This is a genomic window from Agrobacterium fabrum str. C58 (genome assembly GCF_000092025.1).
GTDB lineage: Bacteria > Pseudomonadota > Alphaproteobacteria > Rhizobiales > Rhizobiaceae > Agrobacterium > Agrobacterium fabrum.
On the sequence record NC_003063.2, the window covers coordinates 1,959,608 to 1,979,471 of the forward strand.

17 protein-coding genes are annotated in these 19,864 nt (G+C 57.2%); 6 read left to right on the top strand and 11 right to left on the bottom strand.

The window, feature by feature from the left end; genetic code table 11:
• Positions 1–5: 5 nt before the first annotated feature.
• Positions 6–815, top strand: a complete 810-nt coding sequence (locus tag ATU_RS22470) for an inositol monophosphatase family protein (RefSeq protein ID WP_010974160.1) — start codon at positions 6–8, stop codon at positions 813–815.
• Between the two features lie 136 nt (positions 816–951).
• Here ATU_RS22470 and ATU_RS22475 read toward each other — a convergent pair whose 3' ends face one another.
• Positions 952–2,031 (bottom strand): class I SAM-dependent methyltransferase, encoded by a 1,080-nt coding sequence (locus ATU_RS22475; RefSeq protein ID WP_010974161.1) that lies wholly within the window; start codon positions 2,029–2,031, stop codon positions 952–954.
• Positions 2,032–2,347: 316 nt separating this feature from the next.
• Between ATU_RS22475 and gmd the strand changes: the two genes are divergently transcribed.
• The 4 genes from gmd (at position 2,348) to ATU_RS26745 (ending at position 6,868) form a co-directional block, all read left to right on the top strand.
• Positions 2,348–3,418, top strand: a complete 1,071-nt coding sequence (gene gmd, locus ATU_RS22480; protein ID WP_010974162.1) for a GDP-mannose 4,6-dehydratase — start codon at positions 2,348–2,350, stop codon at positions 3,416–3,418.
• Positions 3,402–4,397: a GDP-L-fucose synthase family protein gene (locus tag ATU_RS22485; RefSeq protein ID WP_035257168.1), complete on the top strand. Its 996-nt coding sequence runs from the start codon at positions 3,402–3,404 to the stop codon at positions 4,395–4,397. Before gmd ends, ATU_RS22485 begins: the two co-directional genes overlap by 17 nt.
• 164 nt (positions 4,398–4,561) lie before the next feature.
• Positions 4,562–6,343, top strand: a complete 1,782-nt coding sequence (locus ATU_RS22490) for a glycosyl hydrolase family 28-related protein (protein ID WP_236762327.1) — start codon at positions 4,562–4,564, stop codon at positions 6,341–6,343.
• Between the two features lie 36 nt (positions 6,344–6,379).
• Entirely contained in the window at positions 6,380–6,868 is a 489-nt protein-coding gene (locus ATU_RS26745; protein WP_010974165.1) for a hypothetical protein, read from the top strand.
• 541 nt (positions 6,869–7,409) lie between these two features.
• Here ATU_RS26745 and ATU_RS22495 read toward each other — a convergent pair.
• The 7 genes from ATU_RS22495 to ATU_RS22525 all read right to left on the bottom strand — a co-directional run bounded on the left by ATU_RS22495 (position 7,410) and on the right by ATU_RS22525 (position 14,958).
• Entirely contained in the window at positions 7,410–7,706 is a 297-nt protein-coding gene (locus ATU_RS22495; RefSeq protein ID WP_010974166.1) for a hypothetical protein, read from the bottom strand.
• Positions 7,707–7,929: 223 nt separating this feature from the next.
• Positions 7,930–9,153 carry a polysaccharide biosynthesis/export family protein gene (locus ATU_RS22500; RefSeq protein ID WP_236762329.1) on the bottom strand — a complete coding sequence of 408 codons (1,224 nt, stop codon included), beginning with the start codon at positions 9,151–9,153 and terminating at the stop codon, positions 7,930–7,932.
• Between the two features lie 39 nt (positions 9,154–9,192).
• The gene (locus ATU_RS22505; RefSeq protein WP_010974168.1) at positions 9,193–11,355 is read right to left on the bottom strand and encodes a GumC family protein; all 2,163 of its coding nucleotides are present in this window, start codon (positions 11,353–11,355) and stop codon (positions 9,193–9,195) included.
• Between the two features lie 54 nt (positions 11,356–11,409).
• On the bottom strand, positions 11,410–12,120 hold the full coding sequence (locus ATU_RS22510) for a helix-turn-helix transcriptional regulator (RefSeq protein ID WP_010974169.1): 711 nt from the start codon (positions 12,118–12,120) through the stop codon (positions 11,410–11,412).
• Between the two features lie 86 nt (positions 12,121–12,206).
• Positions 12,207–12,860, bottom strand: a complete 654-nt coding sequence (locus tag ATU_RS22515; RefSeq protein WP_035257160.1) for a PIG-L deacetylase family protein — start codon at positions 12,858–12,860, stop codon at positions 12,207–12,209.
• A complete protein-coding gene (locus tag ATU_RS22520; protein ID WP_010974171.1) occupies positions 12,857–13,669 on the bottom strand; it encodes a glucose-1-phosphate cytidylyltransferase in 813 nt (270 codons plus the stop codon). The genes ATU_RS22515 and ATU_RS22520 overlap by 4 nt, the downstream gene beginning before the upstream one ends.
• Entirely contained in the window at positions 13,666–14,958 is a 1,293-nt protein-coding gene (locus ATU_RS22525; RefSeq protein ID WP_010974172.1) for a class I SAM-dependent methyltransferase, read from the bottom strand. Before ATU_RS22525 ends, ATU_RS22520 begins: the two co-directional genes overlap by 4 nt.
• 304 nt (positions 14,959–15,262) lie before the next feature.
• Here ATU_RS22525 and rfbC point away from each other — a divergent pair, with 304 nt between their 5' ends.
• On the top strand, positions 15,263–15,790 hold the full coding sequence (rfbC, locus tag ATU_RS22530; RefSeq protein WP_006311451.1) for a dTDP-4-dehydrorhamnose 3,5-epimerase: 528 nt from the start codon (positions 15,263–15,265) through the stop codon (positions 15,788–15,790).
• 4 nt (positions 15,791–15,794) lie between these two features.
• Here the strand turns inward: rfbC and ATU_RS22535 are convergent, their stop codons facing one another.
• From ATU_RS22535 to ATU_RS22545, 3 genes are all read right to left on the bottom strand, one after another.
• A complete protein-coding gene (locus ATU_RS22535) occupies positions 15,795–17,138 on the bottom strand; it encodes a DUF4910 domain-containing protein (protein WP_010974173.1) in 1,344 nt (447 codons plus the stop codon).
• A gap of 13 nt (positions 17,139–17,151) precedes the next feature.
• A complete protein-coding gene (locus ATU_RS22540; RefSeq protein WP_010974174.1) occupies positions 17,152–18,222 on the bottom strand; it encodes an NAD-dependent epimerase/dehydratase family protein in 1,071 nt (356 codons plus the stop codon).
• A 117-nt stretch (positions 18,223–18,339) separates the two neighbouring features.
• A complete protein-coding gene (locus ATU_RS22545; protein WP_010974175.1) occupies positions 18,340–19,743 on the bottom strand; it encodes a glutamate-1-semialdehyde 2,1-aminomutase in 1,404 nt (467 codons plus the stop codon).
• Positions 19,744–19,864: the final 121 nt, after the last annotated feature.

Here is a 19,864-nt window from a genome sequence, read left to right on the forward strand (position 1 = left end):
TGGAAATGACAGGACAGAATGACGGCCTCGATCAACGCTTTGCGCTGGCAAAGACGCTGGCGGAAGAGGCCGGTTCAATGGCGCTCGATTATTTCAACAAGCGCGACAGCCTCGTGATCGAGACGAAACGCGATCTGCAGGACGTGGTCTCCATTGCAGACCGCAACGTCGAGACCATGCTGCGCGAGCGCGTCGCCGCAGCCTTCGCGAATGATGGTTTCCTCGGTGAGGAGCACGGTTATCAGGACGGCACCTCCGGCTACACCTGGGTTGTCGATCCGATCGATGGCACCGCTCCTTTCGTCAATGGCATGCCAAGCTGGTGCGTCTCCATCGCCGTCATCCGTGACGGTGCCCCGGTTATCGGCGTCATCAAGGTGCCATGTTCGCAGGAAATCTACGCTGCCGCGCAGGGACATGGCGCGACCCTGAATGGCGCACGCCTGCAACTCGATCCATCACGTAACCTGCAGAATGCGCTGACGGGCATCGGCAGCAATAACTATGTCACGCCGCAGTGCGTCGGGCACATCATCAGCGACGTGCTGGCCCGCGGCGGCAACTTCATCCGCAATGGCTCGGGAGCCTTGATGCTGGCCTATGTCGCGGCAGGACGCCTCGTCGGATATTACGAGCCCCATATGCGCGCCTGGGATTGCATGGCCGGGTTCTGCCTCGTCAACGAAGCCGGCGGCCGTTCCATGCCGTTTTCGCTGGAAGGCGAAAAGCTGTTCGAAGGACAGCCCGTCCTCGCTGGCAATGCTTCCTGTTATCAGGAGCTCGTGGACATTCACGAAGCAGCTCGTGACGCCTAAGAGAAGCGTGCAGCTTTCCCAATATCGAAAAGCGGCCGGTAGCGGCCGTTTTTTGCCGCTTTAAACTATATCACCTCGTGACGCTGTAGGTTCGATGACTTCTCCATGCCCTCGCTCCGGCTTGGAAATTCACACCCTAGGTCAGCAGATAGCTGGCGTCGGATACGCGTTGAACAATTGCCTGCGCCGCAAGGAGGATCGTGTCGCCTTCAATGGATTGATGAGGTGGCAGCAGGTGTTTGTCGATCGTCAGCAGGAAATGGGATGACTGCGCTTCACCGGGCGAAATGGAAATGTAAGACCAGCGATGCCAGGCAAATGGCATCGTGGCGAGGGCCATTCCCAAAAGTCCTTTAAGACGCATCGACCATGTTGCCAAGGACTTGGCGTGACGGGCAGCATCGGTCTCGTCGACAATATGCGGACGCTGAAAGGCCGTTTGGCCATGGTTGATCTTCCATGCCTCGGGATCATCATTGGCGAGATCGATCGTCGATTTTACCGGCTCGGCTATCAGCGCGACGTTCGGGCTGAGCAAGCGCGGAACGAAAGAAAACGGCAGGCTGCGGATTTCGCGCAAGGGCGCGTTGACGCGGATAAGCTGCGCCAGACACCGCCAGTCGAAGCCCTGATGTGAGGTATGGTGCGCCGGCACCCGGTCCATCCGATACAACCCCGCCCAAAAGGTCTCTTTCAGGTTGCCGGACTGTCGGTTGTAGCCCATGAGGGCCGAACCCCAGTTCTTGATCCATACGGCTGGCCCGACTTCAACCGGCACCGTCACCAGGAAAATCCGCGGACGAATGATTGTGCAGACATGCTCGATGACGCGGACCGTGCGGTTGAGGTGGATATGTTCGAGCGTTTCCAGTGCAATGACGATATCGGCCTGGATCGTTTCGTAAAGCCTCTCGTCGGTGGCGTCGCCGACGATAAAACGGCAGTTTTCGTTTTTGCCGTAACGATTGCGCGCGGCATCGATGAAGATTGGATCGTAGTCGATACCCACATACTCAACGTCGAATCTTTCGAGAATATGGCCGACCGCAGTTCCAGGACCGCAGCCGATATCCAGTATTCTGACCTTCCGATTGCCAACGTCCTTCTGTACTGTTTCGAGGACCTCGAGCAGCTTGCGATAGCGGCCCGCATGCAGAAAGCGCGTCAGCCAGTTGAAGTCCTGGATTTTTTCGTAAGTCGTCGCGAACGTACCCATCCAATCCGTCTCCATGAATCGTAGATCATGTCGTCTCGCGCTCCCTGCTACCTTAAGAGATAGTGCGCGACCCGGCGTTGTATTTCCGAAGTCTGGCACGACCTGCGGGACCTGCAACTCGACCAAAAGGCTTAAGTCGAAAGCGGCAATACTCACCCTGCCTCCTCTAAAAGGCAGATGTCGACGTGGTGGACGGTGAATCGGCCAGTTCTGACTTGCCGTCCTCTCCCTTTTGGTATGCTGCCGATGCGCAGGGCCTCGTTATACCTTTCAGGGAGGCGCCATCCGGGGCCGGAACCGCTGGGAGATGTGGTGGATGGTAGACAAGAGAGCCTTGATTATCGGCGTAACCGGGCAGGATGGCGCTTATCTCAGCGAATTGCTGCTTGCCAAGGGATATATGGTTCACGGCCTGAAGAGGCGGTCTTCCTCCTTTAATACCGGTCGGATCGATCATCTTTACCAAGATCCCTTCGAGGAAGACCTGCGCTTTCGCCTGCACTTCGGTGACCTCACGGACGCCACGAACCTGTGCCGGGTCATTCAGGAGGTCCAGCCCGACGAGATCTACAATCTAGGCGCCCAGAGCCATGTCCAGGTCAGCTTCGAGACGCCGGAATATACGGCAAATGCGGATGCGCTTGGCACGCTGAGGCTGCTGGAAGCCATGCGTATCCTGAACCTTGGCGATCGCTGCCGGTTTTACCAGGCATCCACATCGGAGCTGTTCGGGGGGATGGGCACGGTCGCCCAGCACGAGGGTACGCCGTTCTATCCGAGAAGCCCCTATGCTGCGGCCAAACTCTACGCATACTGGATGACGGTCAATTACCGGGAAAGTTACGGCTTTCACGCATCCAACGGCATTCTCTTCAACCATGAGAGCCCCATTCGCGGGGAGACATTCGTCACCCGGAAGATCACGCGTGGCGTTGCGGCCATCGAGCGCGGTCTCATGAGCAAGCTGCGTCTTGGCAATCTCGACGCAAAGAGGGACTGGGGGCATGCGCGCGATTATGTCGAAGGCATGTGGCGCATCGTGCAGCAGGAAATACCCGAGGACTATGTGCTTGCGACCGGCGAAGCACATACGGTGCGGGAATTTGTTGAGCTTGCTTTCGGCGTGGTTGGCAAGACCATCGAATGGCACGGCGATGGCAGTGACGAAGTGGGATATGATGCCAAAACCGGCAATTCGATCATCGAAATCGATCCCAGATATTTTCGTCCGGCGGAAGTGGATTTTCTTCTCGGCGATCCCAGCAAGGCGCGCAGAAAACTCGACTGGAGTCACTCGACGTCCTTTTGCGACCTCGTTCAGGAAATGGTCGAAGCGGATCTTCGCCTCGTAATGTTGGAAGAGGGAAGAAATGAGTTCGTCGCCTGAATCGAAAGACATGCCGTTCAGTCTAAACGGCAAGCGTGTCTGGGTTGCCGGCCATACGGGTATGGTCGGCTCGGCACTCGTGCGACGTCTGGAGCGCGAGAATTGCGAAATCCTCAAAGTCTCCCGCCGCGAGCTTGATCTGACCCGACAATACGAGACGGAGCAATGGATGGCGGCGGCAAGGCCGCAGGTCATTTTTGTCGCTGCCGCCAAGGTCGGAGGCATCGCAGCAAATGCAGCCTATCCGGCGGACTTTCTTTACACCAACACGCTCATTTCGATGAATATCATGAAATCGGCTGCCGATATCGGTGTCGAAAAGCTTCTCTGGATGGGATCTAGCTGCATCTATCCGAAATTCGCAGCTCAGCCGATCACGGAAAATGCCCTTTTGACAGGTCCGCTGGAGCCTACCAACGAGGCCTACGCGATTGCGAAGATCGCGGCGCTCAAGCTTTCCCAATTCTATTCCATTCAGTACGGCCTGAATTGCGTCTCCGTCATGCCGACCAATATTTACGGGCTGAACGACAATTTCGATCCGCAAAGCTCGCATGTCATTCCCGCGATGATCAGGAGAATGCATGAGGCGAAAATCAGCGGCCAGAACAAGATCGTTCTATGGGGTACGGGCAGTCCTCTGCGTGAATTTCTCCATGTGGACGATCTGGCCGATGCCTGTTGTTTCCTCATGAAGTCATCTGCGCATTTTCCGCTGATCAATATCGGCTCGGGGCGGGAGATATCAATCCGCAATCTCGCCCATCTGATTGCAGGCATCGTCGGTTACGAGGGGCAGATCGTTTTTGACACCAGCAAACCGGATGGAGCCCCCAGAAAGCTGCTCGACTGCTCGCGGCTCAACGCGCTTGGCTGGAACTCGACGGTCGAACTCAGATACGGAATTCAGGATTTGTATGAGTGGTGGCGACACCCGAAGTCGCTGCAATCGGATATGTTACGACAAGCGGCAAGATGAGATCGCCAAATTCCCTAATATCATCAATTTTGCTTGCCGCCCTTGCGCTCGCATTTTCAGGTCTCTCGTTTGCCGGGAAGCCCGCGGCGCAGGGAGTGCAAGAGCAAGGCAGCCAACCCGATCCACGGCAGTTCGGTTTCCCGATACCTGTCCCGGAACCACGATTGCCTGACGATGCCGATGCCTTCAATCCGCCGTGGATGGAGGTCGGCGGCAAGGGGCCGGCAATCGCGGAGATTTCGAGAACGGCGGGCGCTGGCGAGGTTGTCTCGATGACCGGCGTCGATCTCGACGGACGAACGGGTTTCGAAGTCTTTTCGCAATTCCCCGGTGCCGCGCAGGGCGTCGTGACGCCGTTGGCACCGCTGACGGCTGACGCAACGGCGGCGACGCTGCTGCTGCCTGCCACGCTTCCTTCATGGTCCACCTACCTGATCAGGCCTCTGCGGGGCGATCTCGAAGGGCGCAGCTTTGCGATCAATCGCACGGAAAGCTGGTGGATCGGGCCCGACGCCGCAGCGCCGGGAGCGATCGTCTCGGTCTATGGCCGCAACCTTTCGCGGTTCAACGGCACCAGCCAATCCTATCTCTATGTCAAGCCGGCCGGTGCCGCCGGCTGGTACGTCAAGGCAATCTCCGTCAATCCCTTCAAGGTCGATTTCAAGGTGCTGGCTCTGCCGCCGGCGCGTTATGAAGTATGGGTTCACAATACTCATGGCGGCCGTTTCGGCTGGAGCGGTCCGCTGACACTTGATGTCCTGTCGCAATCGCCATGGGCGGCGCAGGATAAAAAGCGCATCGACGCCCGGCAGTTCGGGGCAAAGGGCGATGGTGTGACCGACGACACCGCAGCCATTTTGCGCGCCATCGATGCCGCGGCTGCAACAGCGCCAGCGACATTGTATTTCCCTGCCGGCATTTATCTCGTGACGGCGCCTCTGGTAGCGCCCGCAAACGTGGCCTGGTTCGGGGAAGGAATGAACAAAACGGAGATCAGGCTGAACCGCAGGATTGACCAGAGCATGGTTGTCGTTGATGGCGACGACACCCGGTTTGAGAATCTGACCCTCAATGCCAACCGCAACATTGCCGGTAAACCCCTTCTTGCTTTGCGCAGCACTAAAAACACACGGCTGGATTCCGTTCGCGTCGACGCCTGGGGCGTGCCGGCTTTCGACGCGCAGGATACAGAAAGGCTTTTTGTCCATGCGTCCGAGCTGATCGAAAACGGGTCCTTTTATGGCGCGAGCCGGCAGGTGTTCTTCTCTGACAACCGGTTTTCGATGACGGGCTACGGTGAATCCGTCGTCGCCCTATGGGGTGGGCGCGATTTTGCCATGACGGGCAACGAGCTGGTAAACGCCGATGAAAGCCGCGACGACGGTCATGGCATCGGACGTTTTTTTGTTGCCCAGGCGCATTTCGGGAGCATGCGAAACCTCTATTTTGAGAAAAACATCTCGCGAAACGCCGCGCCCCACGACTGCACCAAGGTCGATTGCAACAAGGGCGAACAGATCTGCTTCGAGATCGTCGGGAGCAAGCTTAAAAACGATTTCGTCCGCGCTTCCTCGAACTCGGTTACCTTCAAGTCCCTGTCGGATCTGGGGGATGCCACGCCGGGCGGTTTCGATCTCGTCATCGTTGGCGGGCGAGGTGCCGGGCAACACCGTCACATCGCATCGACGGACGGTTCTTTCGTTCTGCTTGAGCAAGCCTGGAATGTCGTTCCGGATCGAACGAGCCGTTTTGCCCTGGCAGCGACCGCATCGAGGGCGGTGATATACGATAATACGCTCGATGGCAGGGAAAGCTATGCGGAGCATGATTCCGATTCCACCGGCGTTCTTCTCTACGGAAACGTCTACGACGTGGTGGTCGACAGCAACCGTATCTCCCGGATGCGGCACGGCATGATGACGGTTGCGCTGGACTCGACGCGCTGACTTAGCCCGTATTTCCTGCAATATTCCAACAACAGCGTGACGCGCAGCAACAGCGGCCTCTATGTCGGCACGACATTCGCAGATACCGGCGTTGCCGGCATCTGGGGCGGTCTGGGGAATGTTTATCGCAGGAACAGGTTCACGGATATCGCCTATATCGGCGTCGAATATGAAACCTGGAACCATCCCGGCGCCGACTATAATGGGACGGTCTTCGATGGAAATACCGTCGCCAACGTCCGTTACGGCTTCGTAGATGCCTACAAACTCATGTGGACGCACGACGGCAGCTTCAAGGCCGGACCGGCCGAACGCTCAAGGCGGATAAACAGGGTGCTCTACGACAATCATTTTACCCGAGGAACGCCAGGGCCCGTTCAAAGTGCGGGTTTCGTGACGATGCATCCGCAGAACAGCTGGGTAAATGTCGGCTCCACATGGAGCGGCTTTGCAATGGGAAACGGGGGCCCTAAGGGCGGCGCCGTTAAATCGTCCTCCAATGCTGCAAGGCCAACACCTGATTGAACCGGAGTCCATTCCTGCGAAAATCCCGGCAAACTACCTCTAATGACGTATCTGCGGTGAATTGACGAGCTGCCGGAAAGTGGCGAATATGGCTCAATAAATCAAGGCCATGCGATACCACGGGCCATTGAAATTCAGGCTCGGCGGTTTTCATTTCAGGCGAGGGGACCGACGGATCGTTCGTTACTCCATGAGTGGCGAGCGGTCTGTGGTTCCAGTTTGACTGGGTAATATTCCTGCAAATTTCAATCTGAACCCGTCGGCACGACAAGATTTGCGCCGCGCTGGTGACGGTTTGTGCAGGACGCAAATAGGCTCGCCCGGTTGAACGAGCGAGCCCTCCCAGTTACCAGGTAAACCCCGGTTACCAGGGACCCGCCAAAGTATCAGGGGGCGACGGGTTACTCTTACAAACCGCTTTTATCGCTTCGGTTCAATCTGGCTATAAGCGGTAGGGTCCACATCCATCCATCTGCTGTCTCACAAATTTTCGCGCTTTGGGTAACGGTAAAAGGACAAAAGCGTTAGAGTTTGAGAGATGTCACTTGGCCGGTCCGTTTTCCGCCGCCAAATTAAGCCAGACCTGGACGTCGGTCGCAGTGATCCAGATCTGTCCATCGAACGCAAACATTCCCTTCTCGATTTTGGATGCCGCTATCGTTGCAAACACGTCGACGAATTGCGCCAGACGTTGCGCATCGCACTGCGGTGGGGATTGGATGTCGTTCAGGGCATCTTGCGTCACATGGACGGGCTGTAGCCCTCTTTCGCCGTTCAAGATGATGACGGCACGCTGCCTGACCATGTGATAACCAACCGGAACGATCGCAGATTCCATCTCCGTCTCCCCGGCACTTGTGCCGATCGTTTCTATCCTCTGGAGGAAATCGGGAGCCTACCGATCGGAACGCCGGCAAGCTCTTTTGGTTGGTGCGGATCCTACAAGACTGTTGGAGGGCACTATTCAGGATAGCAAATTGCGAGCTGGTGCCATAGCTCTCCAAAAGCGGTAGCTGCTTTGCAGGGCCGTTTTAGCAGGGGCATCAGAAACGCTCGTCTCTCTAGTTGACGCTTCCTGTGACGACCGCTGCCGAAACTGGATCTCTGCCCGATACCGACAGGCGGACGCGGACGACGTCCCCCGCGCGGACCTGCGTATGCTCGTCCGCAGCTGTTTCGCGATATGTGCCTGCAACCTGACGCACGATGAAGAATTTGGTCTGGATCATGTCCTCGAGGCTGGAGACCCGCCGCGCCGTCGAGCCGATCTCGGCCATGGATTGAAGGCTGAAGGCCAGTTTTTTCTTCAGACGCATGATGTCCAGGGAGGTCTCCCGCAGTTCGGTCGCGGCGTCATTGTGCCTTTTGCTCTTCAGCTCCAGAATACGCCGCTCCACTTCGCTCTTGTTTTGTTGCGCGCGCGCCAGGAACGATGTCGATTCCAGAACCTGCTGGTTCATGGATAGCAACTCGCGCTTGCGCTCTCTCAAGGCAGATTCCGAGGCTGCACCACGCGTGACAAGTTCCTTCGAGGCGTTGACGTCCATGTCGAGCAACTCAAGCTGCTGGCCGCGCATGACGTTGCTTTTCTGAAGCGTATCAATTTCCTGAATAAAGTTCTGTCTTTGGACTTCGAGATTGGTCTTTTCGTCCTGCTGCGCCGACAGGCGAAGGCGAAACAGACTTGTTTCAGATGCGACGATCTTCTCCAGCGCGGCGCGATCCCGGACAAGTCCGATTTCGTCGCCTCTATATTCGAATTCGGTGTCGTTCAGTTCCGCTTCCAGCCGGACGCGCCGGATGTCCTGCGACAGGAGCTGCATCGACATGTCTTCATATTCCTGCTGGGCAGCGATCAGCTGTATGCCCGAGGTGTCCCTCTGTGCATTCGGCTCGCGCAGTCCCCCGCCGAGCGCGAAGAGTTCAAGCACGATCATGCCGGGACGGAATTCGTATTTCCCCGGCTTCTGGACGTCGCCGACAACGAAGATCGGAGCATATTCCTTGACGGCGACGGCGACGGAGCGGTTTGCCACATGGCTTGCCAGATCGCGGCTGATCCGCTCACCGATTTCGTTCACCGTCTGGTCGACCACGTTGACGTTGCCAAGCAGCGGATAACCGATCGTTCCATCTGCGCTGACGGGGAAGAGGCCGGTCAGGCCCGGATCGCCATAGACGGAGATCGTCAGGACGTCGCCGGTAGCGACCTTGTAGTTGGTGCCATCTGCCGCGGCCGGTATCTGGTAAAACGCCAAGGACAGAAAGGTGGTGCTGGCGATCATCAGGGAAGAGCCCCTGGACCTTGTCAAAAAGCGCATGTTTCACCTCTCGTTATGAACCACAGCCGGTGGGCGCAGACTGGTCGCCCGCTTGCGCAGCTTGAAATGAGGGTTCCAGTCCCGGAAAATCCTCGGCCAGACCGGCGGTTGACGCTTTCTCGGGCGTCGTATTCCGTTGAGGATGATGCCCGTGATCGGCCGACCCGCGACCCGCAGCTTGATGACGGCGTTTTTCATGCCCGTGCCATCGGCGACATCCTGCCGGACCACGAAGGAGACGGCGTCCGAAAGGGTGGCGATCCGCAACAGGTCGAGGTCATGGTCAACGGATGGGGCCTCGATCAATATCAGTTCGTATCGCTGTCTCGCCTCCACAATCAGACCGGCGAAGCGCTTGCTTCCAAGAACAAGATTTGGCGGCATATCGCTTTTCTCAGCGATGATGATGTCGACCCCGGAGGCCTGATCGCGCTGGATAATGTCGTCCAGAGTGACCTCATGGCTGACTGCCTGGGCGACATGCGACGTCGATCCCACATCGAATTCCGCCCCGAGAGCCGGATTTCGCAGATTGGCGTCGATCAGCAGCAGCTTCACGCCGCTCATCGCAAGAGATCTGGCGAGGTTGGCAATCACGAACGTCTTGCCCTCCCCATCGGCCGAAGAAGTGAAGGCGATCACTTTCGCCTTGCTCTCGGCCAACTGTAGGTGGGTCTGGAGGTCCGCAAACGCGCTGTAGAAATCCGCCGCGCCGCTGCTGAATTTCCCGGGCTTGTTCTGGAACTCTCCGAAGGAAATGCGCGGGATGCGGCCGATGACGTTAAGTCCGGTTTTCTGTTGAAGAGATGTGATGGAGCCAACGGACCGGTCAGTGAAATTCAGGATGAAGGCCGTTGCCAAACCGGTGCTGCAACCGAGAAGAAGTGCAACGAGGCCCCACAGACCCGCGTCCGGACTGGTCGGCTTACGGGACGGCATGGCGCTCGATATGATCCGTGCCTCGGCAGTAGCGATACCGTCCTGCTCGATCGTCTGCTTGTAGCGTGCGAGGTATGTCTCGTAGATCGAGCGGTTCGCCGCCGCTTCCCGGTCGAGTTGCCCGGACTGAACCATTGCCATATCCGTCGTGGAAATGGCGCGTTGCACATCATTGAGGCTGGCTTCAACCTCCTGCCGCTGTTTTTCGTTGACCTCGATCTCGTTGCGCAAGGCAGCGATAATCTGCGCTATCTCTGAATCGATCTGCTTGTTGAGCGAACTGAGCTGGGAGGATAATTGCGGCCGCTCGGGGCTCATGACGGCGCCGCTTTCATCGATCTGGGCAATTGCTCTGATGACCCTTGCCTGCTCGGCCCTTAAAAGCTGGATCGTTGGCGAGGACAGAACTTCGGTGATCCCCAGCCCATCGCCGCTTTTCTGCAATGCGAGCGCTGTCGCCAGACGTGCCCTTGACCCCGCCAGCTTGGCCTGCAGCGTCGTCAGCTCGACATTCAGACTTGAAAGACGCTGCGACTGCAGCGGAAGACCACCGGTGTTTATCAATCCGGATTTCTCGCGAAATTGCGATGCCTGACGTTCGGATTCCTCCAGTGCCGTCCGAAGACTGACCAGCCGCTCCCCGAGCCACGCGCTGACGCGCCGGGTTGCAGTTGTCTGAAGGTCGATCTGATAGTCGATATAGGCTTCCCCAAAAGCATTGGCGACTTTCGCGGCGAGTGCCGGATCGCCGGCATAATAGGAGATGTAAATTGTATACGACCGGCCATCATTCATCACACGAACATTGGTCATGAGGTTGTCGACCTTTTTCGATGTCTCGGCGTCGTTGCCAAGCGTGGTCACGTCGTTGGTCGCCCGATCGGAGTTGGTTTGCCGCCCTTCGAGCAGGCGATCTTTTTGCAGGATGACGAGAACCCGTTCGGCCATGGACCTCGAGCCGATGATATCGAGTTCGGTTCGAAGCACCGGGCTTTCCTGAGGCAGCGGAGACACCACGGATTCGGTGGGGAGCGCCTGAAGCTTGCGGACATCAAGCGCAAGGGTCGCCTCGGCCTTGTAGCGGATCGGAGTTCGCGCATAGCCGATTGCCGCGATCGCGAAGCTGGCGAGAAAGCAGATGAAGACGGCTCTGCGCCGCTCCCGCAGGATGGATATGAAGCGGGAAATACCTTCCTGCTCACCCGGAGATGATGACGACTGGATCATGACGGTTCCTGCTGTAAGCGGGGCATTCGGTAGCGGTCGGTGACTGACGTGTGCTTAGCGCTCGTACGCCATGTCACCGATCTTGCAGGCAACTTCCGTGCGGTTGGTTGCCCCAAGCTTCTTCATAATATTGCGGATATGCACCTTGATGGTGCTTTCGCAGAGGTTCAGCTCCAGAGCGATATCCTTGTTCGCCTTTCCGCACCGCAGGGCCTCTGCGATAGCCGATTGACGGCTTGTAAATTTCATCGGCGGTATGGCCGGGTGTGCCGTCAGGCCGAACAGACTTTTCATGTTCATGACACTGCTGGCCGGTATGAAACGGCCGCCCGCGATTGCAAGACTGATCGCCTGGACGCAGACATCGACGCTGACGGAGCTCGATATATACCCGCGCACGCCAAGAGCGATCGTATCAAGGATGGTATTAATATCCTGATCATCGGAGAGCACGACGACGGCGGCCGGTGAGACCGCAGCGACAATCTCCGCAAGCTCGCGGTTTGTCTCCGCCGACGGACCGGGCCAGGCACTGACCAGAACTGCCGCAGGCATGCCGATTTCCGCGCGTGCCTGTTGCCATTCGCCGAGATTGGAGAAGGTCAGGATGCACCTGTCCGCATATTGATAGTTGAGACTATGGGCGAGGCATTCCCGCTCGAGCATACGACGATCTATGATGCCGATATAGCCGGCCGCACTGGCTGCGGCCTGCGGATGCGGTGCGCCTTCCGGCGGGTTCTCGGAGAGATGGTTACGGATCATGACGAAGATGCCCCCTGTATTGTTTTTGGTTTCTTTGAATTTCCGAAAAACGTCTATTTCGTACCGTCGTAGAGCTTGCGCTTGCTTCAGGCGAATGTGAGCTTTCTGACGGTAAAGGCTTCCGCAAAACGTGTCGGCGCACGGCATTCCATTCCCCGCAGCCGCGCCAGGCCCCGAAAGGTATCCGCGTCGAACCAGTCCTTCGATCTCTGTGTTCCAAAGTGCTGCAGGAGAAGCTCGACCTTCATGTTCATCGCGTCTTCGCTCAACGGCACGTAGGCATTTCGCCTGCCGAAATCGCCGTCCCATTTCGGGATTTCGTATTCCAGAATCAGGTGATTTCTGAAGATGTTGGATGTGAGCCTGTTGATTTCGCGGTGATCCTGGTGTGCGTCCTCGCGGCTATGTGTGAATATGATGTCGGGACTGACTTTGTCGCGCAACGTCAGCAGCCATGACTTGATCTCACGGCTCTGCGAGGGGAAGTAGCTGTCCTGAAACGATGCAAGCTCAATCGAGTAGGATGCTGCTTTTGCCAGAAAAGCTTCTGCGGAACTGCGCGCCTCCAGGGCACGTTCGTTGCCGGCACTAAGCACGCACCAGTAGACATCCAGCAACACGCCCTTTGATAGCAGGCTGAGGACTGTGCCTCCGACGCCGATCTCTATGTCGTCGGAATGAGCTCCAAGACAAAGGATCGACAGTCGATCACCGGCTGAGGCGAGGGACATGTTTTTCATGGCAGCAGCTTGGCGTTTGACGATTTGCGTGCCATTGACGCATCGTCTCCAATCCATGGCATGTCACCACGCTCGACCATCGCCTCCAGCGTCTGCCAGTCGCGCAGCGTATCCATTGACCGCCAGAAGCCCTCATGCTTGTAGGCCATCAATTTGTCTTCGGAAATCAACCTGGAAAACGGTTCCAGCACGAGTTCCTCACCCTCGCGCATGTAGTCGAAAATCTCCGGCCGCATCAGGAAATAGCCGCCGTTGATCCACATGTCGGATGTTTCCGACGACCGGAATTCCCGGACCTTTCCGCTCTCGTCGATCTCCGCCAGGTGGTAGGTGAGGGGCGGTCTGACAGCGAGGAAGCAGGCGAGCTTGTCGCTCTTTTCGAATTGGGCAATCATGTCGTCGAGATCGACGTCGGTCAGTCCATCGCTATAATTGGCAAGGAACATCTTCTCGCCTTTGAGATGATGACGCACGGCCCAGAGACGCTCGCCTATGTTGCGCCATATCCCCGTATCGATCAGGGATACGCGCCAGTCCCTCGGCAGTTCCTCAAGCAGTTCCACACGTCCGGGGCTTGATATGACGCAATCGGCATAGCTCTCCGGCCGGCTGTTCAGGAAGAACTCTTTTATGACATGCGCCTTGTAGCCGAGGCAGAGGATGAAGTCCTCATGCCCGTAACGGGCGTAATATTGCATGACATGCCGCATGATCGGTTGAGACCCGAGCGGGATCAGCGGTTTCGGGACGCTTTCGGAATATTCCCTGATGCGGGTACCCCTGCCGCCACAGAACAAGACGACCTTCATTGTACCAACTCCTTCGGATCAATGATGGATATGTCGGGAATTGGAACGATGAATTTCCCACCCCAGTTTCTGATGTCTTTCATTTGCGCAACGATCTCATTCTTCAGGTTCCAGGGGAGAATGAGAACGTAGTCCGGCTTCATGTGCGGGATTTCGCTGACGGGCCGGATCGGGATATGCATTCCCGGCGTGAGACGACCATGTTTGTAAGGGTTGCGATCGACTGCGAAATCGATGAAATCGGTACCTATGCCGCAATAGTTCAGCAGCGTGTTGCCTTTCCCCGGTGCGCCATAGGCGCAGATCGATTTGCGCATCTCCTTGAGGCGGATGAGGAAGGACAGGAGGTTTCGCTTGGTCTGGCGCACGGCTTCGGCGAACGCCGTATAGGTCTCGATCTTGTCAAGCCCGGCATTCAACTCCCGTGCGAGGAGGCTATCCACGCGGGCTTCACGCGGAAACCTGATGTCTTCGTGTGAGAAAAAGACCCGCAGTGAACCGCCATGCGTGGGGATCTCTTCGACATCGAAAACCTTGAGCCCGTGACGACGGGCCATTTTTTCTATTGTCAGCAATGAGAAGTAGGAAAAGTGCTCGTGATAGATGGTGTCGAACTGGTTTTCCGCGATAAGCTTTTCGATGTGCGGAAACTCGAGGGTGATGACGCCTTCAGGCTTGAGCAGGGTTTTCATCCCGGCAACGAAATCGTTGATATCAGGCACCTGCGCGAGGACATTGTTGCCGATGATGAGATCGGCCTTTTGCCCCCTGGCCGCCATATCGGTCGCCAGAGCCTCGTTGAAAAATTCCGTGAGCGTCGGAATACCTTTCCCGATCGCCACCTTCGCGACGTTGACCGCCGGTTCAATTCCGAGCATCGGGATGTTGCTGGTCAGGAAATGCTGCAACAGGTAACCGTCGTTGCTGGCAAGTTCGACAACGAAACTGGACTGGCCAAGCGCGAAGCGCTCGATGACCATGTCGCAATAACGCTTTGCGTGAGCGACCCAACTGTCCGAGAATGAAGAGAAATACGCGTATTCCGTGAAAATGTTCTCAGGGGCGACATATTCCTGAAGCTGGACGAGGAAGCACTCGTCGCAGACAAATGCATGGAGCGGATAAAATGGCTCGACGTCGTTGGCTGCATCAGCTGCGACGAAACTTTCGCAGGGCGGAGACATTCCCAGATCGACGAAGGTATGCACCAATGGCGAGTTGCAAAGACGGCAAAGCCCGACATGTTGCGTCGAGCTCAGTCTTGCAGAAAAAACCGCCTCATTATTCATCGGACGCCCCCTGATTTTCGCGGTGTCGTTGAGTTAATTTCAGAAAATTCTTTTATTAGAAGGAAAAAATACTATGGATCAGGGTGGGTGACGATACTGCATTCGGCTCGAAAACGTCATCCATAAGCCGTAGGTTGACAGGAATATCCGCGAAAATGCGCTTCCAGCTGTCGTTCTGGGTAACCGAAAGGGTGACTTAATTGCCAGCCCGCCTTCAAGGTATGCTGCTGCCTATGGATGTATTCCAGCGCCGCTGAAATGGCGCAGAATCCTTCTTGGATACGGGTTGCATCAGGAGCGCCGAATGCTGTTTGAGAAGACGAAGATCGAGGGGCTTTTGGTCGTCAATACGATACCTGTCCGGGACAGTCGCGGCTCGTTTGCAAGGACATTCTGCAAGCGTGAATTTGAGAGCAACGCGCTGGTGTCTGATTTCAGTCAGCACAGCCTCTCGCTGTCAAAGCTCAAGCACACCATACGAGGGTTGCATTTCCAGCGGCCGCCGCATCAGGAGACCAAGCTGGTTTCCTGCGTCAAAGGGTCGATATGGGATGTCGCCGTCGATCTGCGACGCGGCTCGCCGACCTATCTTCAGTGGGTTGGTACGGTGTTGTCAGCCGATAATGGCGCACAGTTCTACATTCCCGAGGGTTTTGCGCACGGTTTCCAGTCGCTCAGCGACGACGTGGCTGTGTCCTATCTGATTTCGGTGCCCTATGCCGAGGCGAGCGCGGCGGGGATCCGCCATGACGAACCGGCGATCGGTGTTGAATGGCCTGCGCCAGCCTCCGTTATATCTGAAAAGGATCTCGGTTGGCCGGCCTGGCAATGAAGGTCTAGCGCGTCTGGACACCGAGGTTCGAGACGAGGCCCGCCTCGAGCAGCCTGTCGGCAGCGCTCGCAATATCCACGAACGGCATTTTCGACCTCTCGGCAATATCGACTAGCGAGTTATTGCCATCGGCGAGGTTGAGTATCCAGAGATAGGCCATGGTGCGGTCGTCATTCGTCTTATGGCCGCCGATCGCAGGGAAAAGCCCGTATTTTCCGAGCTGGGGCTCGCCCTTGGGCCGAAGGTTCAACGGTGTCCAGTTGTCTTCGAGAGCATCGATCATGTCCATGATCATCCAAAAGGATGAGGCGAGGTGCTCGGGCCGGATGAAGTCGAGATTGTCGGCCGAGGTGTGATATTCGGGAAAGGTTCCGAAAGCGCTTCTCTGCAGCAGTCCGACCGGCAGGTTGAAGCCCGGCGAACAGAATTGACGCTCATCATAGCCATAGGGGATGAAGTCGGCGATCTCTAGGTGTTTGCGATCCTCTCCGCAGCGCGTGCAGGCGGCTATCCGGTCGATCAGCGCATCTCCCCGGCGGCTGCGCTTGTAGTTCGGCCCACCCCCGTCGCCAATGCATGAAACCACAAGACCATGCGCGATGTTCGATATCCCTTCTTCGTTCCGCGCAAGCCACGACAGGGAGCCGATCGTTCCGGGCGCAAAGACGAACCTATAGCTGTAATATGTCGACCTGCTTTTCAGGCCGGCGGCAAGACATGTCAGCAATGCAAGGCCGGAACAATTGTCGTTTGCGAGCGACGGATGACAGATATGCGCGAAGAGAAGCACCTCTTTGGCGTTTTTTCCGCGATGCAGATATTCGCCGTAGAACAGATTGCCTGACGTCTTTTCGGTGTCGATGACGACTTCATAGTCGCCTTCCTCGAGCTTGAGGAAGTCGTGATGCGCCATGCAGAAGCCCCAGGCATCCGTGTAATAGGCCGTTTTGTAAGGAATGAGATCGGGTTGTGCAGGCAAGGTATGGATATGCGCTTGCAGTTCGCCAAGCGGCATCACGCGACGTTGAGGGATGCTGTAGTTCATGAGATGCAGGTTAGAGATCTGGAAATCTATCACCTTGCGTCCTGCCTCGTTTTTTACATAAGCGTCGCGGACGATCCATTCCTGCGGCACTGTCCAGTCGAAAACCCGTGTCCCGCTCGGGACGGCGCGCTGCTCGATATCGATGTAGTCTTTGAGGATATCGATGGTGTCTCGCACGCCCTTGCCGGTGATGCTGCGACAGATCGGAAAGAGGCGGGAGGCCAGGTCGTGAATAGTCTGGCCGATACCTTCCTGTCGCCATGCATCGCCCGTCAGCCTGATACCAGGCTCCATCTTGCCCATCGGCGCCTCTCGTTCAAACAGGTGCCGCAATATCGGCGCCGTGGCGCGGCGCGGCCATCGGGCGGCGCAGGTTGAGGTCGATATCCTTGTCACCGATCAGCTTCTGGAGTTGGCCGATCCGCTGATAGTGCGGTCCCTCGAATTCGGCCATTGTCAGGCCGGCGCTCTTATATGCCCGGTAAAGTTGCTCGGCACCTGCGGCGGCCGTCCATGTCGGTTTGAACGCTGGAAGCGCACGGGCGATCTTGCCGAAATCGACGCGATAGGAGCGGGTATCGGGGCTTGCATCGCTGGCGTATTGCAGCCGGCATCCGGGCACCGTGAGAGCGACGATTTCGGCGATCTCCCTGATCTGATAGTTGTGCGCGTCCTGTCCGACGTTGAAGGCCTGATTGTGTATGGCATCTGTCGGCGCTTCGAGCGCGGCCAGAAAGGCGCGTGAAATATCCTCGATGTGAACGATCGGACGCCAGGGCGATCCGTCGGATTTGAGGAGGATCAGTCCTTCCGTCACCGCCCAAGCGGTCAGGTTGTTGAGGACGATATCGAAACGTAGCATGGGCGAAAGGCCATATGCGGTTGCCGGGCGCATATAGACCGGTGAGAAGCCGGGGCTCGCGAGGCTTGCAATCTCCCGCTCCGCCAAGACCTTGGAAGTGCCATAGGCCGATACCGGTTTCAGCTCTGCCGTCTCGTTGACCAGTCCCTCGCCAGCGGCGCCGTAATTGCTGCATGACGAGGCGAAGATGAAACGCTTGACGCCCGCCTGCTTTGCCGCCTGCGCTGCCCGAACGCTGCCGCGGTAATTGATCTCATAGGTAATTTCCGGATTGAGATTGCTCAGCGGATCGTTTGACAGCGCTGCGAGGTGAATGACGGCGTCGAAACCCTCCATATCCGCAGGCGTGATATCGCGGATGTCCTTGCAGACGCCGGGGACCTGCGGCAAGGGTCCGCCTGGAACATAAGCGCAGCGATGGTAGAATTCAGTGTCATAGCCGTGTACGTCGTGACCGGCCTTGCGCAGGATGGGTACCATGACGGAGCCGATGTATCCGCGATGCCCGGTGACCAGAACGTGCATGAAACTTCCCCTTAAAATCCATTTTCGATTGCGACGAGCGTATCTTTTCAGGCGAGATCGATGCACCGCGCAAAGCGGCTGTAGCGATAATGCGAACGGTCTAGGTGCCCCAGCCGGTTAAGGCTTTCGGATGCTTTCCGATAATCCGGGCATGTCGGCCATGACCAGCCCATGGCCGGCCTGATGCTGCGCGTTGCCGTTGAAACGCCGGAAGACGACATCGGATGGGCGTCCCGTCAGGAATTTGTCGACGCCGTATTCCAGCGCTTTACGGTAGACGACGAGCGCTCCATCGATGGCGTCAAGCGTTTTGGCTATATCCTCGTCCTCATGCGTGTAGCTTACAACGAGAGACGGTGCGAGAAGGCCGCGACGGATGGTTTCCTGCAGAAACAGCGATCGAAAGGCCTGAGACGGCTTTCCGGTCTGGTCTAGCGTGAAGTAGCTGAGGCAGGCAGAATGGCCCTGGATGCCGAAGTAGGAATCGAGCCCGTGCGCAATTGCGATCTGGCTGATGGCGGCGCGCAGCGAATTTCCCTGTCGGACCAGATGTGGGACCACGGGTTCATGCGTGTAAACTTTCATGGTTGCGATGGCCGCCGCCATCGCATGCGTTTCTGCACCATGCGTCGTCGAAAGCAGGAAGACGCGGGGGGCATCGGTTTGATCGATACCGCCCCGTTCCATGAACTCGCGCTTGCCGGCAAGTGCGGAAATAGAAAAGCCATTCCCCAGCGCCTTGCCGAAACAGGATAGATCGGGGACGATGTCATATGTCTTCTGCGCGCCCCCCGCATCCCATCGGAAGCCGGTGATCATTTCGTCGAGAATGAAAAGCGCGCCGTTTTCGTGGCAAAGCTTCTGGAGTTTGTGAAGAAACTGGTCCCGAGGCGGATCACCGCGCGACGGCTCCAGGATGAAGGCGGCTATGCGACCCTTAAAGCGGTCAAACAGACTGCGCGCACTTGCCAGATCATTGTAGCTGAAGCCAAGGACCAGATTCTGGATCGCCTCGGGAATGCCCGCATTCATTTCCGTTGTCCCGATGAACCAGTCGTCGGTCGAGAAAAACGGGTGGTCGCTGCAGCGCGCGATCAGGTCGCGGCCGGTAACGGCGCGTGCAAGTCGTATCGCGGCGGATGTCGCATCGGAACCGTTCTTGCAGAATTTGACCATTTCGGCGGTCTGGACCGTATCGAGAAAGGTCGATGCGCAATCCACCTCGATCTTTGAAGGGCGCGTGAAGTTGCAGCCACGGTATAGTTCCGCACGCGCCGCCTCTACGACGTCGGCATAGGCATGGCCAAGGCCGACAGCCCGATTACCCATGCCGTATTCGATATATTCATTTCCATCGACATCCCAGACATGGCAGCCATATCCCCTTTCAATGAATCCGGGAGACAGGACAGGGTACTGGTCGTCACCCTTTGCATAGGTATGCGCGCCGCCCGGTATGATGTTGCGGGCGCGCTGGCGCAGTCGATCCGAGTTTTCGAAATTTTCGACGAAAGTTTGCATGGCGAAATCCCGGGTCCATATGTCCAATGACCGGAGATTACCGTATCCGGCTCGGTGCCCGTTACCCCGTCTTTATGCTTGGAATGCTAACCGAAAGGCTTAGAGGAGATGTACAGCCTTC

What these genes read in the sequence shown, in the direction of transcription:
- ATU_RS22500 (WP_236762329.1), bottom strand. Translation starts at nt 9,153, where the DNA reads ATGATCGCCAGCACCACCTTTCTGTCCTTGGCGTTTTACCAGATACCG.
- ATU_RS22515 (WP_035257160.1), bottom strand. Translation starts at nt 12,860, where the DNA reads ATGAAAAACATGTCCCTCGCCTCAGCCGGTGATCGACTGTCGATCCTT.
- ATU_RS22545 (WP_010974175.1), bottom strand. Translation starts at nt 19,743, where the DNA reads ATGCAAACTTTCGTCGAAAATTTCGAAAACTCGGATCGACTGCGCCAG.
- ATU_RS22475 (WP_010974161.1), bottom strand. Translation starts at nt 2,031, where the DNA reads ATGGGTACGTTCGCGACGACTTACGAAAAAATCCAGGACTTCAACTGG.
- ATU_RS22540 (WP_010974174.1), bottom strand. Translation starts at nt 18,222, where the DNA reads ATGCACGTTCTGGTCACCGGGCATCGCGGATACATCGGCTCCGTCATG.
- ATU_RS22485 (WP_035257168.1), top strand. Translation starts at nt 3,402, where the DNA reads ATGAGTTCGTCGCCTGAATCGAAAGACATGCCGTTCAGTCTAAACGGC.
- ATU_RS22535 (WP_010974173.1), bottom strand. Translation starts at nt 17,138, where the DNA reads ATGGGCAAGATGGAGCCTGGTATCAGGCTGACGGGCGATGCATGGCGA.
- ATU_RS22525 (WP_010974172.1), bottom strand. Translation starts at nt 14,958, where the DNA reads ATGAATAATGAGGCGGTTTTTTCTGCAAGACTGAGCTCGACGCAACAT.
- ATU_RS22505 (WP_010974168.1), bottom strand. Translation starts at nt 11,355, where the DNA reads ATGATCCAGTCGTCATCATCTCCGGGTGAGCAGGAAGGTATTTCCCGC.
- ATU_RS22510 (WP_010974169.1), bottom strand. Translation starts at nt 12,120, where the DNA reads ATGATCCGTAACCATCTCTCCGAGAACCCGCCGGAAGGCGCACCGCAT.
- gmd (WP_010974162.1), top strand. Translation starts at nt 2,348, where the DNA reads ATGGTAGACAAGAGAGCCTTGATTATCGGCGTAACCGGGCAGGATGGC.
- rfbC (WP_006311451.1), top strand. Translation starts at nt 15,263, where the DNA reads ATGCTGTTTGAGAAGACGAAGATCGAGGGGCTTTTGGTCGTCAATACG.
- ATU_RS22470 (WP_010974160.1), top strand. Translation starts at nt 6, where the DNA reads ATGACAGGACAGAATGACGGCCTCGATCAACGCTTTGCGCTGGCAAAG.
- ATU_RS22520 (WP_010974171.1), bottom strand. Translation starts at nt 13,669, where the DNA reads ATGAAGGTCGTCTTGTTCTGTGGCGGCAGGGGTACCCGCATCAGGGAA.
- ATU_RS22495 (WP_010974166.1), bottom strand. Translation starts at nt 7,706, where the DNA reads ATGGAATCTGCGATCGTTCCGGTTGGTTATCACATGGTCAGGCAGCGT.